Origin of the sequence: Massilia antarctica (assembly GCF_015689335.1) — a bacterium.
In the GTDB taxonomy this organism is placed as follows: domain Bacteria; phylum Pseudomonadota; class Gammaproteobacteria; order Burkholderiales; family Burkholderiaceae_D; genus Telluria_A; species Telluria_A antarctica.
This window is the reverse complement of sequence record NZ_CP065053.1, coordinates 6,811,601-6,836,311: the sequence shown is the minus strand read 5'-3', so window position 1 is coordinate 6,836,311 and position 24,711 is coordinate 6,811,601. Positions and strand designations below refer to the sequence as shown.

The 24,711-nt window shown below is 64.5% G+C and carries 16 protein-coding genes and 1 tRNA gene; 11 read left to right on the top strand and 6 right to left on the bottom strand.

Features of this window, described 5'->3' with window-relative positions; genetic code table 11:
* Positions 1-83 precede the first annotated feature (83 nt).
* From IV454_RS29995 to IV454_RS29985, 3 genes are all read left to right on the top strand, one after another.
* A complete protein-coding gene (locus IV454_RS29995; RefSeq protein WP_206089275.1) occupies positions 84-1,220 on the top strand; it encodes a glycosyltransferase in 1,137 nt (378 codons plus the stop codon).
* A complete protein-coding gene (locus IV454_RS29990; RefSeq protein WP_206089274.1) occupies positions 1,201-2,070 on the top strand; it encodes a DUF2334 domain-containing protein in 870 nt (289 codons plus the stop codon). The genes IV454_RS29995 and IV454_RS29990 overlap by 20 nt, the downstream gene beginning before the upstream one ends.
* A 396-nt stretch (positions 2,071-2,466) precedes the next feature.
* Positions 2,467-4,866 (top strand): penicillin acylase family protein, encoded by a 2,400-nt coding sequence (locus IV454_RS29985; RefSeq protein ID WP_206089273.1) that lies wholly within the window; start codon positions 2,467-2,469, stop codon positions 4,864-4,866.
* Between the two features lie 169 nt (positions 4,867-5,035).
* Here the strand turns inward: IV454_RS29985 and IV454_RS29980 are convergent, their stop codons facing one another.
* Entirely contained in the window at positions 5,036-7,141 is a 2,106-nt protein-coding gene (locus IV454_RS29980; protein ID WP_206089272.1) for a putative bifunctional diguanylate cyclase/phosphodiesterase, read from the bottom strand.
* A 2-nt stretch (positions 7,142-7,143) separates the two neighbouring features.
* Positions 7,144-10,086, bottom strand: coding sequence for a hybrid sensor histidine kinase/response regulator (locus IV454_RS29975; RefSeq protein WP_206089271.1), 2,943 nt, complete (start codon positions 10,084-10,086; stop codon positions 7,144-7,146).
* Between the two features lie 222 nt (positions 10,087-10,308).
* On the opposite strand from IV454_RS29975, the gene IV454_RS29970 reads away from it, so the two are divergent.
* On the top strand, positions 10,309-10,953 hold the full coding sequence (locus tag IV454_RS29970) for a hypothetical protein (protein WP_206089270.1): 645 nt from the start codon (positions 10,309-10,311) through the stop codon (positions 10,951-10,953).
* Positions 10,954-11,095: 142 nt separating this feature from the next.
* Here IV454_RS29970 and IV454_RS29965 read toward each other — a convergent pair whose 3' ends face one another.
* Together IV454_RS29965 and IV454_RS29960 are read right to left on the bottom strand one after the other, a co-directional pair.
* Complete coding sequence (locus IV454_RS29965) at positions 11,096-11,317, bottom strand: YbdD/YjiX family protein (protein WP_206092907.1); 222 nt, start codon at positions 11,315-11,317, stop codon at positions 11,096-11,098.
* 2 nt (positions 11,318-11,319) lie between these two features.
* Positions 11,320-13,383, bottom strand: coding sequence for a carbon starvation CstA family protein (locus IV454_RS29960; RefSeq protein ID WP_206089269.1), 2,064 nt, complete (start codon positions 13,381-13,383; stop codon positions 11,320-11,322).
* A 219-nt stretch (positions 13,384-13,602) separates the two neighbouring features.
* Between IV454_RS29960 and IV454_RS29955 the strand changes: the two genes are divergently transcribed.
* From IV454_RS29955 to IV454_RS29930, 6 genes are all read left to right on the top strand, one after another.
* Positions 13,603-14,976 (top strand): cache domain-containing protein, encoded by a 1,374-nt coding sequence (locus tag IV454_RS29955; protein WP_206089268.1) that lies wholly within the window; start codon positions 13,603-13,605, stop codon positions 14,974-14,976.
* Complete coding sequence (locus IV454_RS29950; protein ID WP_206089267.1) at positions 14,973-15,602, top strand: response regulator transcription factor; 630 nt, start codon at positions 14,973-14,975, stop codon at positions 15,600-15,602. The genes IV454_RS29955 and IV454_RS29950 overlap by 4 nt, the downstream gene beginning before the upstream one ends.
* A 173-nt stretch (positions 15,603-15,775) precedes the next feature.
* Entirely contained in the window at positions 15,776-16,966 is a 1,191-nt protein-coding gene (locus tag IV454_RS29945) for an HDOD domain-containing protein (protein ID WP_206089266.1), read from the top strand.
* Position 16,967: 1 nt separating this feature from the next.
* A complete protein-coding gene (locus IV454_RS29940; RefSeq protein WP_206089265.1) occupies positions 16,968-18,989 on the top strand; it encodes a putative bifunctional diguanylate cyclase/phosphodiesterase in 2,022 nt (673 codons plus the stop codon).
* Between the two features lie 180 nt (positions 18,990-19,169).
* The gene (locus IV454_RS29935) at positions 19,170-20,996 is read left to right on the top strand and encodes a calcium-binding protein (RefSeq protein ID WP_206089264.1); all 1,827 of its coding nucleotides are present in this window, start codon (positions 19,170-19,172) and stop codon (positions 20,994-20,996) included.
* Between the two features lie 293 nt (positions 20,997-21,289).
* Positions 21,290-21,379, top strand: a tRNA-Ser gene (locus IV454_RS29930).
* 336 nt (positions 21,380-21,715) lie between these two features.
* Here the strand turns inward: IV454_RS29930 and IV454_RS29925 are convergent.
* Complete coding sequence (locus IV454_RS29925) at positions 21,716-22,939, bottom strand: glycoside hydrolase family 19 protein (protein ID WP_206089263.1); 1,224 nt, start codon at positions 22,937-22,939, stop codon at positions 21,716-21,718.
* 780 nt (positions 22,940-23,719) lie between these two features.
* On the opposite strand from IV454_RS29925, the gene IV454_RS29920 reads away from it, so the two are divergent.
* Positions 23,720-24,010, top strand: a complete 291-nt coding sequence (locus IV454_RS29920) for a DUF1330 domain-containing protein (protein ID WP_206089262.1) — start codon at positions 23,720-23,722, stop codon at positions 24,008-24,010.
* Positions 24,011-24,145: 135 nt separating this feature from the next.
* Here IV454_RS29920 and IV454_RS29915 read toward each other — a convergent pair whose 3' ends face one another.
* Entirely contained in the window at positions 24,146-24,640 is a 495-nt protein-coding gene (locus IV454_RS29915; protein ID WP_206089261.1) for an SgcJ/EcaC family oxidoreductase, read from the bottom strand.
* Positions 24,641-24,711 lie beyond the last annotated feature (71 nt).

The following is a 24,711-nucleotide window of genomic DNA, read 5'->3' as shown; positions in this document are numbered from 1 at the left end:
GCCGCGCGGCGCGCGTTTGCGTGCGCTCAAACTCCACCCGCTGTCCGCTGCTATGGTGTGCTCTCCCAACCGAGTCCACCAGCATGCACCTCGTCGACATCACCATGTTTTATGCCGCGCAAGGCGGCGGCGTGAGCACCTATCTCAACGCCAAGGCCGCCTGGCTCGCGCAGCGCAACCGGGTGCGCCACACCATCCTCAGTACCAATGTCGACAGCCGCGACGGCACACCGGCATTGCGGCGTGTTCCCGCCATCGCCTTTCCCGGCGTGCATGGCTTTCGCATGCCGCTCGCGATCGGCGCGTCCGCGCGCATCATGCTCGGCCTGCGGCCGGACCTGATCGAAGCGGGCGACGCCGGCCATGGCGCATGGGCGGCGTTGCGCGTGCGGCGCAAGCTGGGCGTGCCGGCGGTCGCCTTCTACCATTCCGATTTGTCGCGCCTCGTGCTCGACCGCTTCGGCCAGGCCGCGCGGCGCGCCGCCAGCGCCTACCTGGCCCATTTGTACGGCCAGTTCGACCTGGTGTTCGCGCCGAGCCGGCTGATGATGCACCAGTTGGCCGGCATGGGCGTGCGCGACGTGGTGCACCAGCCGCTCGGAATCGACATCCACACGTTTTGTCCGCAGCGCCGCAGCGCGTCCCTGCGCGAACGCCTCGGAGTGGCGCCGGATACGCGGCTGCTGGTCTACGCCGGCCGCTTCACCGCCGAGAAAAAGCTGACGGTGCTGATCGACGCCGTGCGCAAACTGGGGGCGCCATACCACTTGCTGCTGATCGGCGGCGGCGCCGCGGTGCCGCGCTGCGCCCGCACCAAGGTGATCGCCTTCCAGCGCGACCAGCGCGTGCTGGCCGGCCTGCTGGCCAGCTGCGATGTGCTGGTCCATCCCGGCGACTGCGAAACCTTCGGCCTGATCGTGCCCGAAGCGATGGCGTGCGGCTTGCCCGTGGTGGGCACGCGCGGCGGCAGCGTGGCCGAACTGATCGACGACAGCACGGGCATCGTGGTGCCGCCCAACAGTGTCGACAGCCTGGCGCAAGGCATCGAGGCGATCTTCGGCAAGGACCTGGTATCGATGTCGCGCGCGGCCTCGCGCAAGGCGCACGATTATTACGACTGGAACCGCATCATGCCGCAGCTGATGAACCGCTACGCGGGCTTGCTGGCGTCGCGCGCGCGGGCCGACCTGGAGGCCGAGCGTGTCTGCGCCGCTGAATGAGCAGGCGGCGCTGTGCGTCGTCATCCACGACGTCGCGCCGGCCACCTGGCCCGACTGCCGGCGCCTGCTGCTGGCCGTGCGGGCGGTGGCCGATATTCCCGTCACGTGGCTGGCGGTGCCGCGCTGGCATGGCGGCGGAGGGCGCTCGCTTGCGTGCGATGCGACGCTCGACAGCCTGCTGGCCGATGGTCACGAAATCGCGCTGCACGGTTACACGCATGTAGATACGGCCGCGCCGGGTGGCGGCTGGCGCGGCCGCTTTTTGCGCAGTGTGTACACCGAAGGCGAGGGCGAATTCGCCGCGCTCGATCCGGACGAGGCGAGGCGCCGCATCGAACTGGGACTGGCTTGGTTCGATGAGCGGGGCTGGCCCGTCAGCGGGTTTGTCGCGCCTGCGTGGCTGCTCAGTGACGGTGCATGGGAGGCGGTGCGCAGCTACCCGTTTCTCTACACGACCACATGGAGCCATTTTCACCTTCTGATGCCCGCGCCATCGCCCCCCGCCTTGCTATCGCCATCCCTGGTGTATGCGGCGCGCAACCGCACCGGGCGTATCGTTTCGCCCCGGCTCGCCTGGACCCTTGCCCGGCTCCTGCACGCGTCGCCACTGATACGCCTGGCCCTGCACCCGCGCGACGCCCGCCACCCCGCGCTGGTGCGCCATGCGCAGCAACTCATCAACCATTTGTTGCAATCGCGCGTGGCGCTGACCAAGAGCGGCTTTGCCCGTCAATGGGGCGCGGACCTTACCAGTAAGGCCCCCAATAGCCGCCCAGCGACCAGTGCGACCGGCCCAGGGCGCCGTCATAGTGCGGATAGCCGTAGCGCTCGAGATCGTCCCGCGCGCTGAGTTGCAGTACGCAATTGCGCCACGAATCCGAGCTGGAGGGATAGCCGAGCCTGGAACAAGCCGGGCCGTACACGACTATCATCCGCTCCATCTCCGCCTGCGCCGCGGCGGCCCGTTCCTGCGGCGTGGCGCAGCCGGCGAGCAGCAGCGCGCCAATCCACACCGTCATGAGCTTACGCATCACTATCTCCTTTCCGCACGCCCACTTTGCGCGCGGTCGTGCATCTCCTTGACATAGCTTAAGTGGACGGTTGGACATGGGCGTGATCCATATCAAACGGTCAAGGGGAACCTCGCACATGTTCCAGTCTCGCGCTGACGGTGATATCAACAATGTTTGCGCGCAGCCGGTTTTTTCTGGCAAGATGCCTTGCGAAATCAACCCCGGGGAATCGTATGCGTACGCGTGGAATCAAAGTCTGGTCCTTACGGCTGCTGCTCGGCCTGCTTGTCCTGCTGGTGCTCGCCGCGCTGGCCGTGTGGCTGTACCTGCGCGCCAGCCTGGCCCTGCTGGACGGCGAGATCCGGGCTCCCGGCCTGTCGGCCCCGGTCACGGTGGCGCGCGACGAGCGCGGCGTGCCGCTGATCACAGGCGAGCGCCGCGCCGACGTCGCCTACGCCACCGGCTTCGTGCATGCGCAGGAACGCTACTTCCAGATGGATTTGCTGCGCCGCGTGGGCGCCGGCGAACTGGCCGAACTGTTCGGCGCGCGCGCCTTGCCGCGCGACCGCGCCAACCGCCTGCACCGCTTCCGCGCGCGCGTGGCCGCGTCGCTCAAGCTGCTCGCTCCCGCCGACCGCCAGCTGCTCGAGCGCTATGTCGCCGGCGTCAATGCCGGCCTGGCGGCGCTCGGCGCCAACCCATTCGAATACGCCCTGATCGGCGTCAAGCCGCGTCCCTGGAGCGCGGAAGACTCGCTGCTGGTGGTGTGCGCGATGTACTTCGACCTGCAAGGCACGGTCGAACCGCGCGAACTGACGCGCGGCTGGATTCGCGACCACAGCGACGCCGCGCAACTGGCCTTCCTGCTGCCCGAGGCCAGCAAGTGGGATGCCCCGCTCGACGCCGACGGTGTCGCCGTCGCGCCGGTGCCGGTCCCGCCGCTGCCGCCGGCATGGTGGGGCAAGCCGCGCCACGCCGACGTGCACAAGAGCGCCGCTGCCGACTTCATCGATTCGGTCGGCAGCAACAACTGGGCGCTGGCCGGCAGCCGCAGCAAGGATGGCGTGGCCATCGTCGCCGACGACATGCACCTGGGCCTCTCCCTGCCCAACATCTGGTACCGCCTGGCGATCCAGTACCCCGACGCCAAGGGCGCGCCGCGCCGCATCGTCGGCGTCACCTTGCCGGGCGCGCCGCCGGTCATCATCGCCGGCAGCAACGGCCATGTGGCCTGGGGCTACACCAACAGCTACGCCGATCTGCTCGACCTGGTGATGCTGGGCCAGGACGCGCAGCACCGGGACCAGTTGCGCACCCCGGCGGGCTGGGAGAAGCCGGCCGGCGTGGTCGAAACCATTTTGGTCAAGGGCGCGCCAGCCGAGCGGATGACGGTGCTCGACACCTCGCTCGGCCCCGTGCGCGAGAGCGGCGGGCGGCCGTATGCCATCCACTGGCTGGCGCACGCGCCGGCCTCGCTCAATCTCGATCCGATCCGGCTCGAGATGGCCGACACGCTTGATGAAGCCTTGTCGATCGCGGCCACCATCGGCATCCCGTCGCAGAATTTCGTCGGCGGCGATGACAAGGGCAATATCGGCTGGACCATCTCCGGGCCGCTGCCGCGCCGCGCGCAGCCGGGCAGCGGCGCCACCTATCCGCTGGCCGTCGATGGCGGGCAAGCCACGTTTGACGGTGCGCTGGCGCCAGCCGATTATCCGCGCGTGGTCAATCCGCCCGGTGGCCAGCTGTCCACGGCCAACAGCCGCCAGTTAAATGGCGCGCAGGCGCAGATCCTCGGCGACGGCGGCTTCGACATCGGCGCGCGCAACCGCCAGATCCGCGATGGACTGGCCGCGCTGGGACCGAAGACCGACCTGGCGGGCGTGTACGGCGTGGCGCTGGACGACCGCGCACTGTTCATCGCCCCGTGGCGCGCGCGCGCGGTCAAGGTGCTCGATCCTGCGGCGCTGCGGGACAAGCCGCAGCGCGCGCAGTTCCTGGACCTGTTGAACAAGAGCTGGAGCGGACGCGCCAGCGTCGATTCGGTCGGCTACCGGCTGGCGCGCCACTTCATGTGGGCGGTGGGGAACGTGCTGTTCGAGGGAGCCGACGGCGAACTGGCGGCGCTGCATCCGAAGTCGAACATGGCGCTGGCGACGTCGCGCTGGCCGGAAGTGGTCGCGCGCCTGCTCGATGAACAGCCGCTGGCCTGGTTACCGCCGGGGCATGCGAACTGGCAGTCGGTGCAGCTCGAAGCGATCGACAGGGTGATCACGGAACTGGCGGCCGATGGCACGCCATTGTCCGCTGCGACCTGGGGTCAGCGCAATACGGCGGCCATTGCGCATCCGATTGCCGCCGCCGCGCCATTCCTGGCGCGCTGGATCAGCGCACCGGCCGACATGCTGCCGGGCGACGCCAACATGCCGCGCGTGGCGGGTAAAAATTTCGGCCAGTCGGAGCGGATGACGGTGTCGCCGGGGAAGGAAGAGCAGGGCGTGTTCAACATGCCGGGTGGGCAGAGCGGACATCCGCTGTCGCCGTATTTCATGGATGGTCATGCCGATTGGGTCAGTGGGAAACCGACGCCGTTGCTGCCGGGGGTGGCGCGGCATACGCTGACGTTCAAGTGACCCTGATTGAACCGTGGCCTACACGCCGTCTTCCTCGCCCAGCATCCCGTTCCGTCGTTCCCGCGCATGCGTTCCCCCTATAGCACCTTCGTTCAGTTGATGTGATATGGGTTCCCGCCTGCGCGGGAACGACGGTTTTCAGGATAACGGTGTGAGGATGCGGCCCGCTCTATTTCATCGCCAGCGCCATCGCACTGGCCTTATTGAGCATCAAGGTGATCGATTCATGCGGCGACGGATGTCCCAGATAGAAGCCCTGCACCAGGTCGCACCCGTACTCCTCCAGCAGCACCAGCTGTTCATCGGTCTCGACGCCTTCGGCCACCACCACCATCTTCAATCCATGCGCCATGGCGATGATGGCGCGCGTGATCGCGGCGTTTTCCGAATCCTGCGGCAGCCCGCAAATGAAGCTCTTGTCGATCTTGAGTGCGCGCACGTCAAAGCGCTTGAGGTAATTCATCGACGAGTACCCGGTACCAAAATCGTCGATCGACAGGTACACGCCAATCCCGCGCAACTGCTCCAGGGTCCCCATGGTCGCCTTGGCGTCGTCCATCAAGGTCCCTTCGGTCAATTCCAGCTCCAGCATCTTGGGATCGAGTCCCGAATCGTGCAGCGCCGAGAGCACGATCTGGGTCAGGTTTTCATCCTTGAACTGCTTGGCCGACAGATTGACCGCCATGCGGATCGAGCGCCCGGTCGCCTTGTGCCAGGCCTTGGCCTGGTTGCAGGCGGTGCGCAGCACCCACTCGCCGATCGGCACGATCAACCCGGTCTCCTCGGCCAGCGGAATGAACTCGGTCGGCGAGATGATGCCGCGCTCCGGATGACGCCAGCGCACCAGCGCTTCGACGCCGACGATCTCGGACGAGCGCACGTCGATCTGCGGCTGGTACAGCAAATACAGCTCTTCGTTCCTGAGCGCCTTGCGCAAGCCCACTTCGAGCTTCACGTGGCTCATGATCTGCATCGTCAGCGAGGAACTGTATAGCTTGGCGTTGTTCTTGCCGCAGTTCTTGGCGTGATACATGGCGGTGTCGGCGAACTTGAGCAGCGAATCGCAATCATCGCCGTCCTCGGGGAACAGCGAAATGCCGATGCTGGCCGTGACAAAAATCTCGTGTCCCTCGATCAGGAAGGGGCGGCGCATCGCTTCCTTGACCCGGTGCGCCACATTGAGCGCGTTCTCGACCCGCTCCAGGTCGGGAATCAGGATCGTGAATTCGTCGCCGCCCAGGCGCGCCAGGTTGTGCGACTGGTCCCCGCGCGAGACCAGGTCGCTCGGGCGGATGGTTTCGCGCAGGCGCTCCGAGACGATCTTGAGCAGATGGTCGCCCACGTTGTGGCCCAGGGTGTCGTTGATGCGCTTGAAGGCGTCGAGGTCCATGAACAGCACCGCGAACTTCTTCTTGCCGACCTTGGAGCGGTGCAGCTCGCGTTCCAGGGTTTCGAGAAACGCCTGGCGGTTCGGGATGCCGGTCAGGCTGTCGCAATAGGCCAGGCGGCGGATCTGTTCCTCGGTGCGGCGCCGTTCGCTGATGTCGCGCACCAGCCCGAGCACTTCATTCGGCCCGGTGGCCACCAGGCGCGCCTCGAAGTGCTGCACCAGCCCGAAGCTGACCAGTTCATATTCGACCGAGCGCACGTGCTGGGTATCGAGCACGCAGTGCATCTGTTCGAGCAGGCGCTCGGCGATGTCGCGCGGGAGCACCTCGGTGATGTGCTTGCCCACGCACAGCTCCGCCGGCATGGCGGCCGAGGCGTCGTGACCCTGTTCGTAATCGAGGTAGACGCCGTCCTTGCCGAGCCGGAAAAAGGTGTCGGGGATGGCGGCCAGCACCGCGCGGTTGTGGGCGTCGGCGATGCGCAGCCGCACGATGGCGTCGCTGGCGCGCAGCACGTACAGCACGCGGTGGCCCAGGATTGGCCAGTTGATCGGCTTCGACACGAAGTCGGTGGCGCCGGCCTCGTAGGCATTGGTGACGGCTTCGATGTCGTCGCCGCCGGTGACCATGATGATCGGTACCGGGGCGCCGGTTTCGATGCGGCGGATTTCGCGGCAGGCCGAGAAGCCGTCCATGTTGGGCATGTCGACGTCGAGCAGGATCAGGTCCGGCGCCATGCTCTGGTAGAGGGCGACGGCCTGCAGCCCGTCCTCCGCTTCGATCGCGTCCAGGCCGACCTGGCCGAGCATTTCGAGCATCAGCAGGCGCATGACCGGATCGTCGTCCGCCACCAGGACGACGCCGCGCTTGATTGGGGTAGCAGCCATTTTTAATGTTCCTTCTCTAGGAGGGCATTGAGCGAGTGGCACACGGCCTGGAATTCCCGCTCCATGTCGGTAAGGATGCCGGACGCGCCTTCGGTGGTATCGGTGCGGCCCAGCGTTTCCATGTCTTTGCACATCTGCGCCAGGGTTTCGGCGCCGACGTTGGCGCTGCTCGATTTGAGACTGTGCGCGACTTTGCGCAGGTTGCCGGGATCGAGTCCGGTGATGGCCTGGCGTAAGGTGCGCAGGTGCTGCGGCGTGTCGTCGACGTACGCCGCAATCACTTTTTGCACCAGCGCGTCGCCGCGCTCCTTGCTCAGCGCCCGGATGTTTTCGAGCGCGTGGCGGTTGATCACGTCGCGCTGCAGCGCGCCCGGCGTGGCGGGCAGGCGCGCGCCAGGCGGCCTTGGCTCGACCTCGCGCAGCACGGCGTCATGCGGTCCGGCCTGGCGCGGTGCGGCATCGGTGCGTACGGCCGGCGGCGCGGGCGGGGGTGGCGCGGCCGGCGGCGGCGCCATCGCCGCGCCGCCGTGGATCGCACTGGTGGCCAGCGGCAGCGCGATCCAGCGTCCCAGCACGGCGGCCAGCTCCTGCTGGCTGAATGGCTTGCTCAGGTAATCGTCCATCCCGGCCGCGAGGCAGGCTTCCTGGTCGCCCTGCAGCGCGTTGGCGGTAATGGCGATGATGGGCAGGGTGCGCGCGCGTCCGCATTCGCGTTCGTGGCGGCGGATTTCGGCGGTGGCGGCAAAGCCGTCCATCACCGGCATCTGGCAATCCATCAGCACCACGTCGTAGCCGTCGGTGCGGGCGGCGGCCAGCGCTTCGGCGCCGTTGCGCGCGCAGTACACGCCCAGGCCGAGCGAGTCGAGCATGGCGGTGGCCACTTCGACGTTGACCGGGTTATCCTCGGCCAGCAGCACGCGCTGGCGCCGCAGCTTGCGCCCGGCCGGCGCGAGCGGCGCATGCGCCGCCGGCGCCGGTACCAGGGAAACGGCCGGCTTGCCGCGCGGGCGCGTCATGATGCATTCGAACAGGTCGGCCGCGCGCGCCGGTTTGATCAACTGGTAGGCCACGCCAGCGTCGCGCCGCTGCACCGGATCGGCCGCCAGGCGGTTGTCGCTGATGAGCATGATGCGGGTGGCGCTGGTGGCGGGGTCGCCCTTGATGCCGGCCGCCAGCGACAGCCCGCTGGTGCGCTCCAGGTCCATGTCGATGATCGCCACTTCGTACGGGCGCCCGGCGTGGGACGCGGCCAGCAGGCGGTCGACCGCGTCGCGCGCCGACACCGCGCTGTCGCTGGCGACCTGCCACTCGGCCAGCTGGTGTTCCAGGCTGGCGCGGCTGTCGGCCTGTTCGTCGACGATCAGCACGCGCATGCCCTCGGTCATGCGCAGGCTGGCGTCGAGCATGTTGGGGTCGACCCGGCGCTTGTCGAAGCTGACCGTGAACCAGAAGATCGAGCCCTGGGTGGGGGCGTTGTCGACCCCGATCGTGCCGCCCATCAGTTCGACCAGCTGGCGCGAAATGGCCAGGCCGAGTCCGGTGCCGCCATATTTGCGCGTGGTCGAACTGTCGGCCTGGGAAAAGGCATCGAAGATCCGGCTGCGCGCTTCGCGCGAGACGCCGATGCCGGTATCGTGCACCTCGAAGCGCAGGCCGACGCTGGCGCCGTCCTCGGTTTCGACATCGACCTTGGCCAGGATCTGGCCGCGGTCGGTGAACTTGAGCGCGTTGCCGATCAGGTTAGCCATGATCTGGCGCAGGCGGTTGGGGTCGCCACAGATGGCGATCGGAATATCGTTGGCGATCGCAAAGTCGAGCGCGATGCCCTTGGCCTGGGCTTGCGGGGTGTAAATGGTATTGATGTCGTCGAGCAAATCCCACAGGTTGAAGTTGATGTACTCGATCGACAGCTTGCCGGCCTCGATCTTGGAAAAATCGAGGATGTCGTTGATGATCACCAGCAAGTGTTCGCCGGAGCGCTTGACCAGCTTGGTGTAGTTGCGCTGGGTGTCGTTAAGGGCGGTGCTGAGCAGCATTTCGGTCATGCCGAGCACGCCATTCATGGGGGTGCGGATTTCATGGCTCATGGTGGCCAGGAAGGCGCTCTTGGCACGGCTGGCCGCTTCGGCCGCGTTCTTGGCCTTTTCCAGCTGCTCGGTGCGCACGCTGACCTGGCGTTCGAGTTCGTCGCGGTGGTGGGTGAGGGCGGCGCCGCGTCCTTCGATCTGGGCCAGCATCGCGTTGAAGCTGTCGATCAAGGTGCCCATTTCGTCGGTGCGCTCGTGGGCGATGCGCAGGTTGTAGTTCTGGCTGGCCGAGACCTTTTGCGCCGCGTTGATCAGTTTGGCCACCGGGTCGGCGATGCTGGCCTTGAAGCGGCTGGCCAGCATCAGCGACATCAGCAGCGAACCGCTCATGGCGGCGGCGATCACGCCCAGGCTCTTGAGGATGTCGAGCCACATCAGGGTCAGGTCGGCTTCGATCATGACGATGCCGACCTGGTAGTTGGCGTTGATGACCGGGCGGTACAGGCGCATGCGGCTGGACCAGAAGCGGCTGCCCTGGCGGGTCGCCTCGGCCAGCACGTCTTCGTCGAGGTTCATTTCCGGCGCGCTCGGTTCCGGTTCGGCCTGGGCGTTGCGCACATAGCGGGCGAACAGCTTGCCTTTGCGGTCGAACAAGACCGCGTTGGAAATTTCGACCTTGGCCTTGAGCGCGGACAAGGTGGCCGTGGCTTGATCGCGGTCGTTGAACATCAGGGCGTCGACGCTGTTGGTGCCGATCACGCCCGCGAAGGAGGATAGCTGCATGCCTTCATCCTTGCGGTGGCCCAGGACCGAGGTGACGGCGAAGGCGATGAAGACAAAGAACAGCGCGGTGCCGGTCGACAGGAACGAAATGATCGTCAGTTTCTTGTTCAGGCTTGAGCGTTCAAAGTTCAGCATGGGGACGACCCGGCAGATGGTGGTGAGATCCGGGAAATATGTCCCGCAGGAAAAATATACGGGGATTGATCTGGCACGACTTTGACAAGGAACAAAGGTGCCGGGGCGGTGTCAAAAAATGCGACAGGTGGAGCTGCATTGGTGCCGGTGGCGTCCGGCGGGTGACGACCGGTGCCCCCAAGCTTGAGCAGGAGATTGACATGCTTACGTGGCGGCATTAACTTGGAGGCGCCCAAGATGACAACGGTATTTCTCGCGGGGTCGATCAAGATCAGGCATCTGCACGACGAAGTGCAGGTGCGCATGATGAATATTTTATCGATGAATTACGACGTGATCGTCGGCGATGCGGACGGCGCGGACAGCGCCATCCAGCAGTTCCTGTTCGATCAGGGCGCCCCGAAGGTCACGGTCTACTGCAGCGGCGACTTGCCCCGCAATAACTTCGGCGGCTGGCCTGTGTGCCAGGTCACGACCTACCATGCGAAACACTCCCGTGCCTACTTCACAGCAAAAGACGTGGCGATGGCAAACGCGGCCGACCTGGGGCTGATGATATGGGATGGCATGAGCACCGGAACGCTGAACAATGTCATCGAACTGCTGGCCCGCAAGCGTAATTCGCTTGTCTTCATCAGCAAGGATCAGCAATTTCATCGAATTCTGTCGGTCAATGACCTCCAGGAACTGGTCGCCCGCATGGCCAGTGCGGCGCGCGCCAAAGCCGACACAAGAATCGCGCTTTCCTCGCGCATCAAGGGCCTCCGCTCGCGCGCCATGCAGGACAATATGTTGGCGCTTCGCGCCGCGCGATCAGACTTGTCCAGGCTCGCGCCTCTGGAGCCCGATTCCGTCGTTCCATCGTAACAAATGCTTGTTGGTCGGGTTGCGTTCCGTTCGCTTGCCCGGCCCGACCCTGACATTCGTGGCGGCGTACCCTGGCCCGGGTCGAGGCGCGCAAAGAGCAAGGGACGCCGAAGCGTCCCTGTTGCCGTCCCCCTGCGGCCTGTCAGCAACACCCGCCGCGCTTGCCCGCGCCGCCATAACGCGCTTCCTGGCGCTCGCGGAAGAAGGCTTCGTAGCTCATCATCGGCTGGTCCGGATGGGTCGCCTCCATGTGCGCCACGTAGGTGTCGTACTCGGGCAGGCCGACCATCAGGCGCATGCTTTGCCCGAGGTAGCGGCCGGCCTGGGCCAGATCGCGCCCGGCATCGAGCAGGGTGCTGAACATGCTCATGCCAGTGTGGCCGCGTTGGCGACGAAGGCGGTTTCCTGCGAGCTCGGCGCGGCAGCGGCGCGCGCCTTGAGCACCGTGCGCACACCGAACACCAGCACCGACAGCACCACGAACATGAAGAAGCCCGCCAGCGACGCATCGAGGACATCGTTGAACACGATCTGGTGCATCTGCGCCATCGACTTGGCCGGCGCCAGCACGCTGCCCTGGTCGATTGCTGCCTGAAACTTTTTCGCGTGGGCCAGGAAGCCGATGCGCACGTTGTCGTGGAAAATCTTTTGCCAGCCGGCGGTCAGGGTGCAGGCCAGCAGCCAGGCGGTCGGGACCATGGTGACCCAGGCGTATCTGGCGCGCTTCATCTTGAACAGCACGCAGGTGGCGAGGATCAGGGCGATCCCGGCCAGCATCTGGTTGGCGATGCCGAACAGCGGCCACAAGGTGTTGATGCCGCCCAGCGGATCGGCCACGCCCTGGTACAGGAAGTAGCCCCAGGCCGCCACGCACAGCGAGGTGGCGATCAGGTTGGCCGGGATCGATTCGGTGCGCTTGAGGGACGGCGCGAAGGTGCCCAGCAAGTCCTGCAGCATGAAGCGCCCGGCGCGGGTGCCGGCGTCCACCGCCGTGAGGATGAACAGGGCTTCGAACAGGATCGCGAAGTGGTACCAGAAGGCCATCATGGTCTTGCCGCCGATGACGTTCGACAAAATATTCGCCATGCCCACCGCCAGGGTCGGGGCGCCGCCGGCGCGCGAAATGATGCTGTGTTCGCCGACATCCTTGGCGGTCTGGATCAGCATCTCGGGGGTGATGACAAAGCCCATCTGCGTTACGGCCGCGGCCGCCGATTCGGCCGTCGTGCCGAGCAGCGCGGCCGGGCTGTTCATCGCAAAGTAAATGCCGGGCTCGATGGTCGAGGCGGCCACCAGCGCCATGATGGCGACGAACGATTCCATCAGCATCGCGCCGTAACCGATGAAGCGCGCATGTTGCTCGTTTTCAATCATCTTCGGCGTGGTGCCGGAGGAAATGAGGGCGTGGAAGCCGGACACCGCGCCGCAGGCGATGGTAATGAACAGGAAGGGGAACAGGCTGCCCGACCAGACCGGGCCGCTGCCATCGATGAACTTGGTCACGGCCGGCATTTTCAGGTCCGGCGCGACGATCAGGATGCCGATCGCCAGGCCCATGATGGTGCCGATCTTCAGGAAGGTCGACAGGTAGTCGCGTGGCGCCAGCAGCAGCCAGACGGGAATCACGGAAGCGACGAAGCCGTAGCCGATCAGCATCCAGGTCAGTTCGGTGCCGGTGAAGGTAAACATGGGGCCGAGCACGGCGTTTTCCTGCACATACTGGCCGCCGGTGATGGCCAGCATCAGCAGCACGAAGCCGATCAGGGACACTTCGCCGATGCGCCCGACCCGCACGTAGCGCGAGTACACGCCCATGAACAGGGCGATGGGAATGGTGGCCATGACGGTGAAGCTGCCCCACGGCGAGCCGGTCAGGGCCTTGACCACGATCAGGGCCAGCACGGCGAGAATGATGACCATGATCATGAAGGTGCCGAGCAGGGCGATCACGCCGGGAATGTCGCCCAGTTCCGATTTGATCAGGTCGCCGAGCGAACGGCCGTCGCGGCGCGTGGAAATGAACAGGATAATAAAATCCTGCACCGCGCCGGCCAGCACCACGCCGGCCAGGATCCACATCATGCCGGGCAGGTAACCCATCTGCGCGGCCAGTACCGGGCCAACCAGGGGGCCGGCGCCGGCGATGGCGGCGAAATGGTGGCCGAACAGCACGTATTTATTGGTGGGAACGTAGTCGAGGCCATCGTTGAACTTGTAGGCCGGGGTCTGGCGCTTGGGGTCGAGCCCGAGCACCTTGTCGGCGATAAACTGGCTATAGAAGCGGTAGGCGATCAGGTACACGCAGAGCGCAGCGGCGACGATCCAGATTGCATTGATGGCTTCGCCGCGCCTGAGCGCGATGTAGCCGAGCGCGCAAGCGCCGAAGATCGACAGCCCGGCCCAGCCGAGCTGGCTTGACAGACGTTTCATGGTGACTCCTCCAAGATGTTTTTTTATGGTCCATGCCGGTTGACCGGTCACAGCCGGTTTTTGACTCCGCACAAGGTGAATCAGTATCGAATGGGACGTTCCGCCGGGCAAGCGCACCACTACGCAGAGCAATACGTATTACTACGTAAGCAGCCGCGGCCGAAGCGACGTAGAATGTGGCTCATTTCACAAAGCCGTCAACGGCGGGCCGGGCGCTGCATGAAACTAAGGCAAAAGGTCATCTTTCTCGCGATCACGCCGCTGATCCTGGCGCTGTGCACGATCGCGCTGTTCGTGCGCCATCAAGCCATCACCCTGGCCCAGCAGCAACGCGACACCATCCAGCAAGCCTACCTGGCCAGCAAGGAAGCCGAACTCAAGCACTACGTGGAGCTGGCCACCCGCTCGGTGGCGCATCTGGTCAATTCCGGCAAGCGCGACCAGGCCACCCTGGACGAGGCCAAGCGCATCCTGTCGACCCTGAGCTACGGTGACGATGGCTATTTCTTTGTCTACGATTACCAGGGCAATAGCCTGATGCATCCGCGCCAGCCGGAACTGGTGGGGCGCAACCTGTGGGACATGCGCGACGTCAATGGCGAACCGACCATCCAGCGCCTGATCGCGCGCGCCAAGTCCGGCGGCGGGCTGCAGCGCTACATCTGGGCCAAGCCCTCGATCAACAAGCCGGCGCCCAAGCTCGGTTATGTGATTCCGATGGAAAACTGGGGCTGGATGCTGGGCACCGGCATTTATCTCGATGACGTCGATGCCGCCCTGGCCAAGATCGACGCCCAGCAGTCGCGCAATATCCAGGGCACCCTGCTGTGGATCGCCGTGCTGGCCATTGTCAGCGCGCTGGTGGTGGCCAGTTCCGGGCTGGCCTTGAATATCAGCGAGCTGCGCGTGGCCGACGCCAAGCTCAAGGTGCTGGCCCAGCGCGTGGTCGAGTCGCAGGAGCAGGAGCGGGCGCGCCTGTCGCGCGACCTGCACGACGGTATCAGCCAGTGGCTGGTCTCGATCAAGCTGCAGATCGAGGCGGGCGTGATCCGTCTCGGCGGCGACGCGGCCCAGCAGCAGAAGGCGCGTACGAGTTTCGAGCATACCGCCGGCCAGCTCAACGATGTGCTGGGCGAAGTGCGGCGCATCTCGCACAACCTGCGCCCGGCCATTCTCGACGACCTGGGGCTGGCCGCCGCGCTCGACCACCTGGCGCACGAAGCGACCCAGAACAGCGCCTTGCCGGTGCGTTTCCTGGCGCGCGGCGCCAGCGACGGCCTGCTTGACGTGGCCAACACGGTGCTGTTCCGCATCGCCCAGGAAGCGCTGACCAATATCGAACGCCATGCCGGCGCGCATCAGGTCGGGATCACCCTGGCATGCGAAAACGGTTGCGTCACGCTCACCATCGCCGACGACGGCGCCGGGTTCGACGCGGCCAAGGTCGCCATCCACCCCAAGCGCGGCATCGGCCTGCGCAACATGATGGAGCGCATGGACGCCATCGGCGGCCAGCTCGTCATCACCTCGTCCCCGGCAGGCACCACGGTGCAGGCTTCGGTTCCGCTTCCACCCACCGCCAGGCGCTCATGACCGACCTCATTCACATCCTGCTGGTCGACGACCATCCGCTGGTGCGCGACGGCTTGCGCGCGCGCTTGGAGGCGGTGCCGCACTTTCGCGTAGTGGCCGAAGCCGATGGCGGCGAGGAAGCCTTGCGCCAGGCCGGCGAGCATGCCATCGACCTGGTGCTGATGGACATCAATATGCGCGGCCTGAGCGGCATCGACGCCACCGCCCAGTTCCGCCTGCGCTACCCGGCCATCGCCGTGCTGATCCTGTCGATGCACGACAAGATCGAATACGTCAGCCAGGCCATGCAGGCCGGCGCGCGCGGCTACGTGCTCAAGGATGCGCCCGGCAAGGATATCGTGTTGGCCATCGAAACGGTGATGTCCGGCGGTATTTACTACAGCGCCGCGCTGGCGCGCCAGCTGGCCCGCCCGAATGTACAAGATAAGCAGTTATCGGCGCGCGAACACGAAGTGCTGCAACAACTGGCCGGCGGCCAGTCGAACAAGCAGATCGCGCGCGCGCTCGACCTGTCGGTCCGCACGGTGGAGACGCACCGGCTCAACATCAAGCGCAAACTGGGCATCGAAGGCCAGGCCGAATTGATCCGATACGCCGTGCAGCACGCACGTTTTGAAGGAAGCTAGTATCCTTTTGCATTGACGCGAAATAATGATGGCGAACTGCTATTGCAGGCACCACGTACGTGAGGCACTTACGTGAGGCACTTACGTGAGGCACTTACGTGAGGTACGAAGTGGTTGCCTCGGATCATTAACTCAACTAAGATTACCGAACCCCCCCTAATTCAAAGATGCCGATGGCTGCCTTCGACACAACACCGTTCCCGTTGGTAGAAATGCAAGCGGCGGCCAACGCGCAAAACGAGTGGCTGGCGCTGAGCGTGCGCATGAGCTGCGGCCCCGGCCTTGACCAGGCCGCCGCCCTGCATGCCGTGTTCGGCGCGCCCGACCTGCTCACCGCCATCGCGCCGCTCGACTGCATCCTGCACCTCGCTTCGCCCGCCGTACTGACGCCGGCATTGCTGGCGCTGATGCCGCCGCACCGCGTGATCTTCGCCATCGATGCCGGCGCGCTCGGCGCCGAGGCGGCGCTCAAGCACGTGCTGGCGCTGCACGACCAGGGCTACCGCGTGCTGGTCGACGGCCAGCCGGCCGACGGGGTCAAGCTGCCGCCCGCCTTGCGCGCGGTCGCGCTCGACTGCAGCGCCGGCTTGCCGGTGGTACGCGGCGGCAAATACCAGGTCTTGGCCCTGTTCGGTCCACACCTGGCGCATGGCGTGCACAGTGCGGCGCGTTTCGCCGACTGCGCGGAGGCCGGTTTCGAATGGCTCAGCGGCGAGTGGCCCCTGCATCCCGCGCCCAATGTCAAGCCGCACGATGGCACCTCGCGCAAGCGCTTGCTGGCCTTGCTGGGCCTGCTGGCGCGTGACGCCGAATCGCGCGAACTCGAACAATTGCTCAAGCAAGATCCGGCGCTGTCCTATCATCTGCTCAAGCTGGTCAACTCGGCCGCGTTTGCGCTCAGTACCCAGATCACCAGCTTCGGCCAGGCCATCAACCTGCTGGGCCGGCGCCAGTTGCAGCGCTGGCTGCAATTGCTGCTGTACGCGCGCCAGCAGCCCGACGGCATGGCTAATCCGCTGCTGCCGCTGGCGGCCTTGCGCGCGGCCCAGCTCGAATGCCTGTGCAAGCTCCAGGGCGGCGCGCGCGACGAGCAGGACATCGCGTTCATGACCGGCGTGTTTTCTCTGCTCGACGTGCTGTTCGGCATGTCGATGGAAGATATCGTCGGTGCGCTCGGCCTGGCGCCGGCCGCGGCCGAAGCGCTGCTGCTGCGCGAAGGGCGCCTCGGCGAACAGCTGAGCATGGTGGAACAGCGCCTGCCGGGACCCGCGCAACTGGCCGCGCTCGGCATCAGCAACGAACAATGGTGGCAAAGCCAGCTGCACGCCTTTCACTGGGCGATCCAGGTCGGCAGGAACTTGTAGGATGCATGTCAGCGCCGCGACCGATTTCCTGACCAGCAGTACCGCCTTGTGCGCCGCCGTGCTCAAGCTGCGCGGCGAGCAGCTTGCGGCCGAACTCGGGCGCATCGCGCGCGACTTGCTGGCCAGCCCGCAGGGCAGCTTTGTCTTGCCCGGCCAGCCAGCCGGCGGCGCCGTTCCCCAACTGGCGTGCGAGGTCGTCAGCGGCGCTCACTGTCACGGCCGCTTCGTGGTGAGCGGGCGCGCCGCCTACGACGAGGGCGACCGGCGCCTGCTGGCCGCCCTGGCCGAACTGGCCGCCAGCCTGCTGCAGGTCAACGACTTCGCGCTGCGCTCGACCCGGGCTTACCTCGACCTCGAAGCGGAGCTGTCGCAGCAGGCGCAAATCCTCGACCAGATCCACGAGTCGGTGCTGACGATGGACCAGACCGGCTACATCACCAGCTGGAACAAGGGCGCCGAGCGCCTGTTCGGCTACAGCGCGCAGGAGGCGGTGGGGCGTAATATCCTGTTCCTGTATGCCGAGGAAGACACCGGTTTCCACGATGCCTTCGTGGAGCAGGGCGGGCGCATGATGGAAGTGCGGCGCCGCAAGAAGTCGGGCGAGGTGTTCTGGGCCAGCCTGTCGCTCTCGCCCCTGCACGACCGCGAGCAGCGCGCGGTCGGCCTGATCGCCTACCTGACCGATATCACCGAACGCAAGTACGCGGAAGAACGCCTGCACCACCTGGCCTACTACGACGCGCTGACCGGCCTGCCCAACCGCAGCCTGATGGCCAAGCTGGTCGACCAGGCCCTGATGGCGGCCCAGCGCAAGGGCGCCACGGCCTGCATCCTGTTCGTCGACCTGAACCGCTTCAAGATGTTCAACGATACGCTCGGACGCGCCACCGGCGACGAGCTGCTCAAGCGGGTGGCGCAGCGCTTTCGCCAGGTGCTGCGCGAGCAGGACGTGGTGGCGCGCCTGTCGGGTGACGAATTCGCGGTCGGCCTGTTCGACATCCGCGAGCATTTCGAGGCGACCACGGTGGCGCACAAGCTGCAGGCGGCGCTGGTGGAACCGTTCATGATCGAAGGGCACGACCTGCGGGTCGGGGCCAGCATCGGCATCAGCGTCTATCCGCAGGACGGGACGGACGCCGAAGCCTTGCTGCGCGTGGCCGATATCGCCATGGCGCGCGCCAAGCCGGGCGGCGATGGCGACAGCGTGACCTTTTACAGCCACGACATGAACCAGGGCATGCAGGAACGCATGCGTCTCGAAACGGGCTTGCGCCAGGCGCTGGCCAATGGCGAACTGCTGCTGCACTACCAGCCCAAGTTCGAGATCAGCACGCGCACGATGGTCGGGGCCGAAGCGCTGGTGCGCTGGCTCGACCCGCGGCGCGGGCTGGTGCCGCCGGCCGAGTTCATTCCGCTGGCCGAAGCGACCGGCCTCATCGTCCAGCTGGGCGAGTGGGTGCTGGAAGCGGCCTGCGCCCAGGCGGCGCTGTGGCAGGCGGCCGGCCTGCCGCCGTTCCGCCTGGCCGTTAACGTGTCGGCGCGCGAGTTTTCGGCCGCCTTGCCGGGACGGGTGAGCGATACCCTGGCGCGCTACCAGCTCGATCCATCGTGGCTGGAACTGGAAATCACCGAAAGCACCCTGATGCACGACATCGAGCGCGTGATCGCCATCATGGACCGCATCACCGCCCTCGGCGTGAGCCTGTCGCTGGATGACTTCGGCACCGGCTATTCGAGCCTGTCGTACCTGAAGCGCTTCCCGATCGACACCCTCAAGATCGACCGTTCGTTCACGACCGGCCTGCCGTTCGACGGCAACGACTGCGCCATCGCCAGCACCATCATCAGCATCGGGCGCCAGCTGCGCCACAAGGTCATCGCGGAAGGCGTGGAAACGGTGCAGCAACTGGAATTTTTGCGCGACGCCGGCTGCGACGAAGTGCAGGGTTACCTGTTCTCTCGCCCCTTGCCTGCGGCCGACTTCGAAACGCAGTTGCGCGCAGGATGGTTGCATCCTGGCTGATTTTTTTATCCACATCGTCATCACCGCAGGTGCCGGCAGCAATCTCCGGCAAGCTGTTTGCAAGCATCAGTAAAATTTCCTTCTGGACACGGCTGGTCCGCACAGGCATGATAGCAAACTTAATATAATGCTACCACTCCTCGCTGACTGTTCAGCGTGCAATTACCTTAAGGATGACCAATGACGATTTTCCCTTCCACAATGCCTGTGCGTGCCGTTCCGGCCTACCGCGCCAACGCCAGCGTGGTCCAGGACGCCAGCCCGGCCGCAGGCCTGCAGCTGATCGGGACCGAGGGCGCCGACCAACTGAGTGGCGGAATACTGGCCGACTTCATCAGCGGATTGGGCGGCGATGACACCCTGACCGGTCTGGCTGGCAACGATACCCTGTGGGGCGCCGCTGGCAATGATGTTCTCAGCGGCGGAGAGGGCCGCGACCAGCTCGATGGCGGCGAGGGCAACGACATGCTCGACGGCGGCGCGGGCGATGATCGGCTGCTCGAATGGAGCGGTGACAATGTGCTCAGTGGCGGCGCGGGCAATGACTTTCTCCTCGGCGGCGAAGGTAATGACACGCTCGATGGCGGTACTGGCGACGACACGATCAGCGCGGGTACGACGAGATCGGCGGCGACGGTGCACGTCAGGATATTCGGCGGCGCGGGCAATGATGTCATCCAAATCCAATCCGAGCCGGCGACCAAAACCCTGGAAATTGCGGGCGGCAGCGGCAGCGATATTTTCTATTTCACTATGGGTAAGCACGCCGAAAATGTCGTGATCGATGATTTCCAGGCCGGTATTGGTGGCGATCAATTTAACTTGTTCGGTGTGCCCTCCGGTTACAATAATCCATTCGGCGCGGCCGGCTATCTGCGCCTTGTCCAGAGCGGCAACGACACCTTGCTTCAGGTCGACGACGACGGCGCCGCCGGCAGCGTCGACAGCTTTCATACGGTCGCGACCCTGCGCGCTGTTCTGGCTACAAGTATGCATGGTGCCAACTTCGTGAGCGGAATCAGTCCCGATGGATCGGAAAGCGGCCGCTATGTCGTGGGTACCACCGGCGATGACTTTCTCTTCCTCAGTGGTCGTGACAACACGGCATTTGGCGGCCTCGGCAATGACGATATCGCCGGCAGCTCCGGCAACGACACGCTCGATGGCGGCGCTGGCAACGATAAGCTCGCCGGCGCGGATGGCGCTGACCATCTGCTTGGCGGCAGCGGCAATGACACCATGGATGGCGGCGATGGAAATGACCAACTGTTCGGCGGCGATGGCGACGACGTCCTCACCGGCGGCTTTGGATCCGATACGCTTTCCGGCGGCAATGGCAACGACCAGTTGACGGCGCGTGAGGGCGACACCATCCTCGACGGCGGCGCCGGCGATGACACCCTGGACGGCGGCTACAGCAATGCCCAGATCAACGGCGGCAATGGCAACGACTACTTGAAGATGATCGCCTACGGCGACAGTGGCCTGTATGGCGGCAACGGACGCGACATTCTGGACATCCGCGTGGGCAACGGGCGCGTGGTGGCGTCGGGCGGGGCCGACGACGATATCATCATCCTGCGCCGCGATATGGATGGAAATGCTGTTGTCACCGCCAGCGGCGGAACGGGCATCGATACCTATGAGCTGCACGGCAAAAGCCATACCGGTAGCCTGACGGTCAAGGACTTCAGCGCCGGCGCTGGCGGCGACCGCATCGACGTGCTGGCGCTGTTCACGCCCGCCATGCAGAGCGGCGATCCGCTCGCGGCCGGCATCGTGCGCTTCCTGCAAAGCGGCAGCTCGACCTTGGTGGAGTTCGACCGCGATGGCACGGCCGGCGCCGACAAGGCCTACACGCTGATGACCCTGCAAAACGTCATGGCCAGCAGCCTGACAGCCGACAATCTGATCTACGTCAAGGCTCCGGCCTTCGCTGCCATGGCGCCGCTGGAACTGGTCGGCGTGGCGGACGGCCTGACCGACGGCATGGCCTTCATCGGTTAAGCCGGCAGCTTGCGAAGGTGGCGGCGTGGCGTTGGTCGTGTTGCCGCTACTGTCATTTACTGGCTTCCCTGGCAGTGAGCATGAGCGTCACGCCGGCCGGCGTGCGGGGGGGCGGACGATGATGGCGCTGCACGAGGTGGCGGCGTCGCCGCGGATGCCGGCGAGCCCGACTGGCGTCGTCGGATGGGGTGTGGGCGGAGCCGGGCCTGGTCGGGGTAGCGCGTAGGGAATCGGGCGTCGGATCAGCTGTGACTGCCCAAGGACGGGGGTTTTCTGTATAATCGCGTTCTGCAGGAAGCGTGGCCGAGCGGTTGAAGGCACCAGTCTTGAAAACTGGCGACGGTGTGAGCCGTTCGTGAGTTCGAATCTCACCGCTTCCGCCAAGAAATCATTCCAGACGGTATTGCAAAGTCCCAAAGCCCGTGCTTTTCCTATAGAGAACGTGGGCTTTTTGTCTTGGGACGTCCCAACAAGCGCATCAGATGTAACGCTGGCCGGCGCCAGGACAGAGCGTAGCAAGATCGAGCAGCAGCAGGCGTCTGGGCCGTAAATACTTTCGCCTGGACACCGGGACAACTAAATTAAAGATTCTAAGTCTCTGATTTATATATCTATATTTGTCCCGGCAACTATCTAAAATCGCCGGGACCACAGCGGGACAGTATCAGGATATCGATGCCGCCTTTTGCGTTTCAGGCCTGAGCTTCAGCCCGTGCCTGTCAGCAAGTCGGACTCGGACCGGTGGGTACGCCCAAGTTCTGGGTGAAGGTCGTGTAGTAATTCACCCGGGTCTGCATCTGTGCCGGCCCCTGGTACTCGCTGCCGCCTGCGCATTCGCGATTGCCGTTAATGGCATTGATGGTCTGGCCGAAACCGTATCCGCCCACCATCGAGTCATGCGCCGGCCTGCCGGCGCGGCCCGGTTGGGTCATCCAGTACCACACCGCACTTCGCCAGGCGATGGTGGCGTTGGTGGCCAACAGTTCCGGATTGTTCACCAGTTGCTCGCCCAGGCCCATGGCGTTGCCCAGACTGCGGTAGTTCGAGGTCCAGCTGATCTGGATCGGGCCGCGGCCGAAGTACTGGTCGACCATGTTGGTGCTCTTGCAGGTGACTCGTACCCAGTTCACGTCGCAGTACAAGGGCCAGTTGGCGGTGTTGTATTCCCTGACTGCCCTCAGGTTGTCCGACTCGTGTTGCAGGTTGGCGAAGAAGGCGGCCACTTCCTGCTTGTCCAGGGTGGCGTTGCCCGACTTGGCAAAGTTCGGATAGTAACCCGCTGCGGCGACGAAGTCGGCGTATTGGTAGAACGAACTGCGGCTGGGGAACCATGCTTCGAACTGCGCTTTTGACAGGCCGGCAAAACTACCTGCCGGGTCGGGAGTAGGCGTCGGAGTTGGCGTGCTGCCACAAGTAGTTTGCTGCCAATACCAGGTGCTAATGATCGGATCAGTACCGTCGGAGCCGTTGGTGCCGCTATTGACGACCTTGTAGAAATTGCCGTTAGCTGGGTACTTCACCACGGTGCCCAAGCTGTAGTTCACTCCTGCGGTCCAGGTCTGGGATGAACAGGTCGGTGTCGGGGTGGGTGTCGGGGTGGGTGTCGGGGTGGGTGTCGGCGTAGGTGTCGGAGTCGGCGTGGTGCCGCACCAGCCACTCACCGTCCATGGCTTGCCGCTTCCAGCGGCCCCGCTGTTGGTCGATGGATTGTCGCCCTGCGTCCAGTAGGCGGCCGTATAGTTGATCCCCCCGTAGCTGGCCGATTTGCCGCCATCATAGACGGTGGCGCTGTTCCACGCTGCGTTACAGACGCTCGTCGCCGCCAACATCTTGCTTTGGGATGACTGGGTGCCGGTGGACGTATTGCCGTCGCCGCCGCCGCACGCGGCCAGCGACCCGCCCAGTACGCTGATGATCAGGCTGTGGATGATTGTTCTGTTCAATTGAGGCTCCCTATCAAATTGTCGGGGCACTTGCGTGCCGGAGATAAACCTGGTCGATCCGTGTGCCGCGCGTCACTCCGTGCCCGCGCGGTGATGGCGGAATCGGTTTACACGACAATTCCGATGCCTTATGTGCAAGATCGATATACCAATATAACACCAATAACCGGATATATGCATGCCAAACTGAAGGAAATTAATACCAAAATGAGCCGCTGAGGAAATGAGAGAGACCGTAATGCTTCGCACTTCGAAGGGCGGGTCGCTCAGGTCAATTACCGTAACATTGGCGCCCGCTCCGTTATCGCCAAGTAGTCCCTTGAGCGTTCTCTCAAGCGTAGCGGTTTGAGCCGCCGCCGTGAATAGGAAGTCCGGTCGCTCCTGCGCGACCTTCGAATCGAACCGGGTGAAAAATTTGTCGACAGTCCCATCCGCATAGCTGCCGTTCGAAGCCAGGCATTCGCGTATGATGACGGCTCGGACAAGTCCTTCTTTACACATCGCTGTACGCACGAACCGCATTCTTCGCGGCTGTCACGACGTTTGCTGTCATTGGCCTGGCCAGTCCCATGAGTCTTTTCTTCGATGTGGCCGATCTTCCTGGGGGTATGTGGACGCATTTTGCACTCAAGGCCGGCTCTTAGGCGGCTGCGCCATTCCTGGCGGGCCAACACTGAGGCATGACGGCAAAAGGTTCGTTCACGCGAGCAAAGCAAGGCGCGATCTCCGCCATTTTTTTTACACACCCCGGCTCCGCGCCGCGTTTATAGAGGAATGACCATGACGGTCTACGCAATCGCACAGATTTCGATTACCAATCTGGACACTTACAATCGATATCAAGCTCGCTTCATGGAGGTCTTTGGGCGATTTAAAGGAAGCCTGCTTGCGGCCGATGCAAGCCCCCAGGTAGTGGAAGGCCCCTGGGACCGGGAAAAAGTGATTTTGATGTCTTTCCCTGATGAGGGCTCTTTTCATGAGTGGGCTCAGTCTCCCGAGTACCTGGAAATCGCCATCGACAGAAAATCCGGCTCCGACGGCGTTGTCCTCTTGGCCCAAGGGCTCTCTTAAAGGGTGCAACGGCCGCGCGCTCGATGCATGTGCCGGGCGCGGTGTCTGAAGCCGGTTTCAGGATTTTTATGCCCACGATCGTTCTGTAGGCCCGGCTATAGGCCTGCTTTCGTCAGGCCCCCGGCAGTCGCCGCTTCAGTGCAGCGCCACCTGTTCCGGCATCGCCGATGAATGGTGCTTCAGAATCAGCCATTCCTTCCCCAGCTTCTTGTACACGAAGGTATATCGCGCCTGCACCTTGGCCGGCTTGCCATCCTTGACGATGTCAAAGGTGTACACGCCGCTGTCCACGGCACTGTCCCTGCTCAGCATCTGAATATGACGGGAGTTGATCATGCCGTGCGGCTTCAGTTCCAGGAAGTGCACGAAATAGTCCTCGATTTCCGCCGCCGTGGTCCTCACCTGGTTCGACACGGTCGGCTGCAAGACCGCCTTCGGGTGATACAGCTTGACTACTTCCTCCGCTTTTCCTGTGCCCAGCGCGGCGTTCCAGCGGTCGAACAGGCCGGCGATCTCGCGCTCCTGTTTGGTGACGGGCGCGACGGCTTCGTTGCCGTACACCCGCGGCGGCTCCTTGGCATAGGCAAGGCTGCAAGCGAAGAGGGAAGCGGCAAGGATCAGTTTGTTCATGAAATTCTCCTGTTAAGTCAATGTGGATGGCGCATTGTTTGCTGCGACAGACGCACTATCGCCCGCCGCCG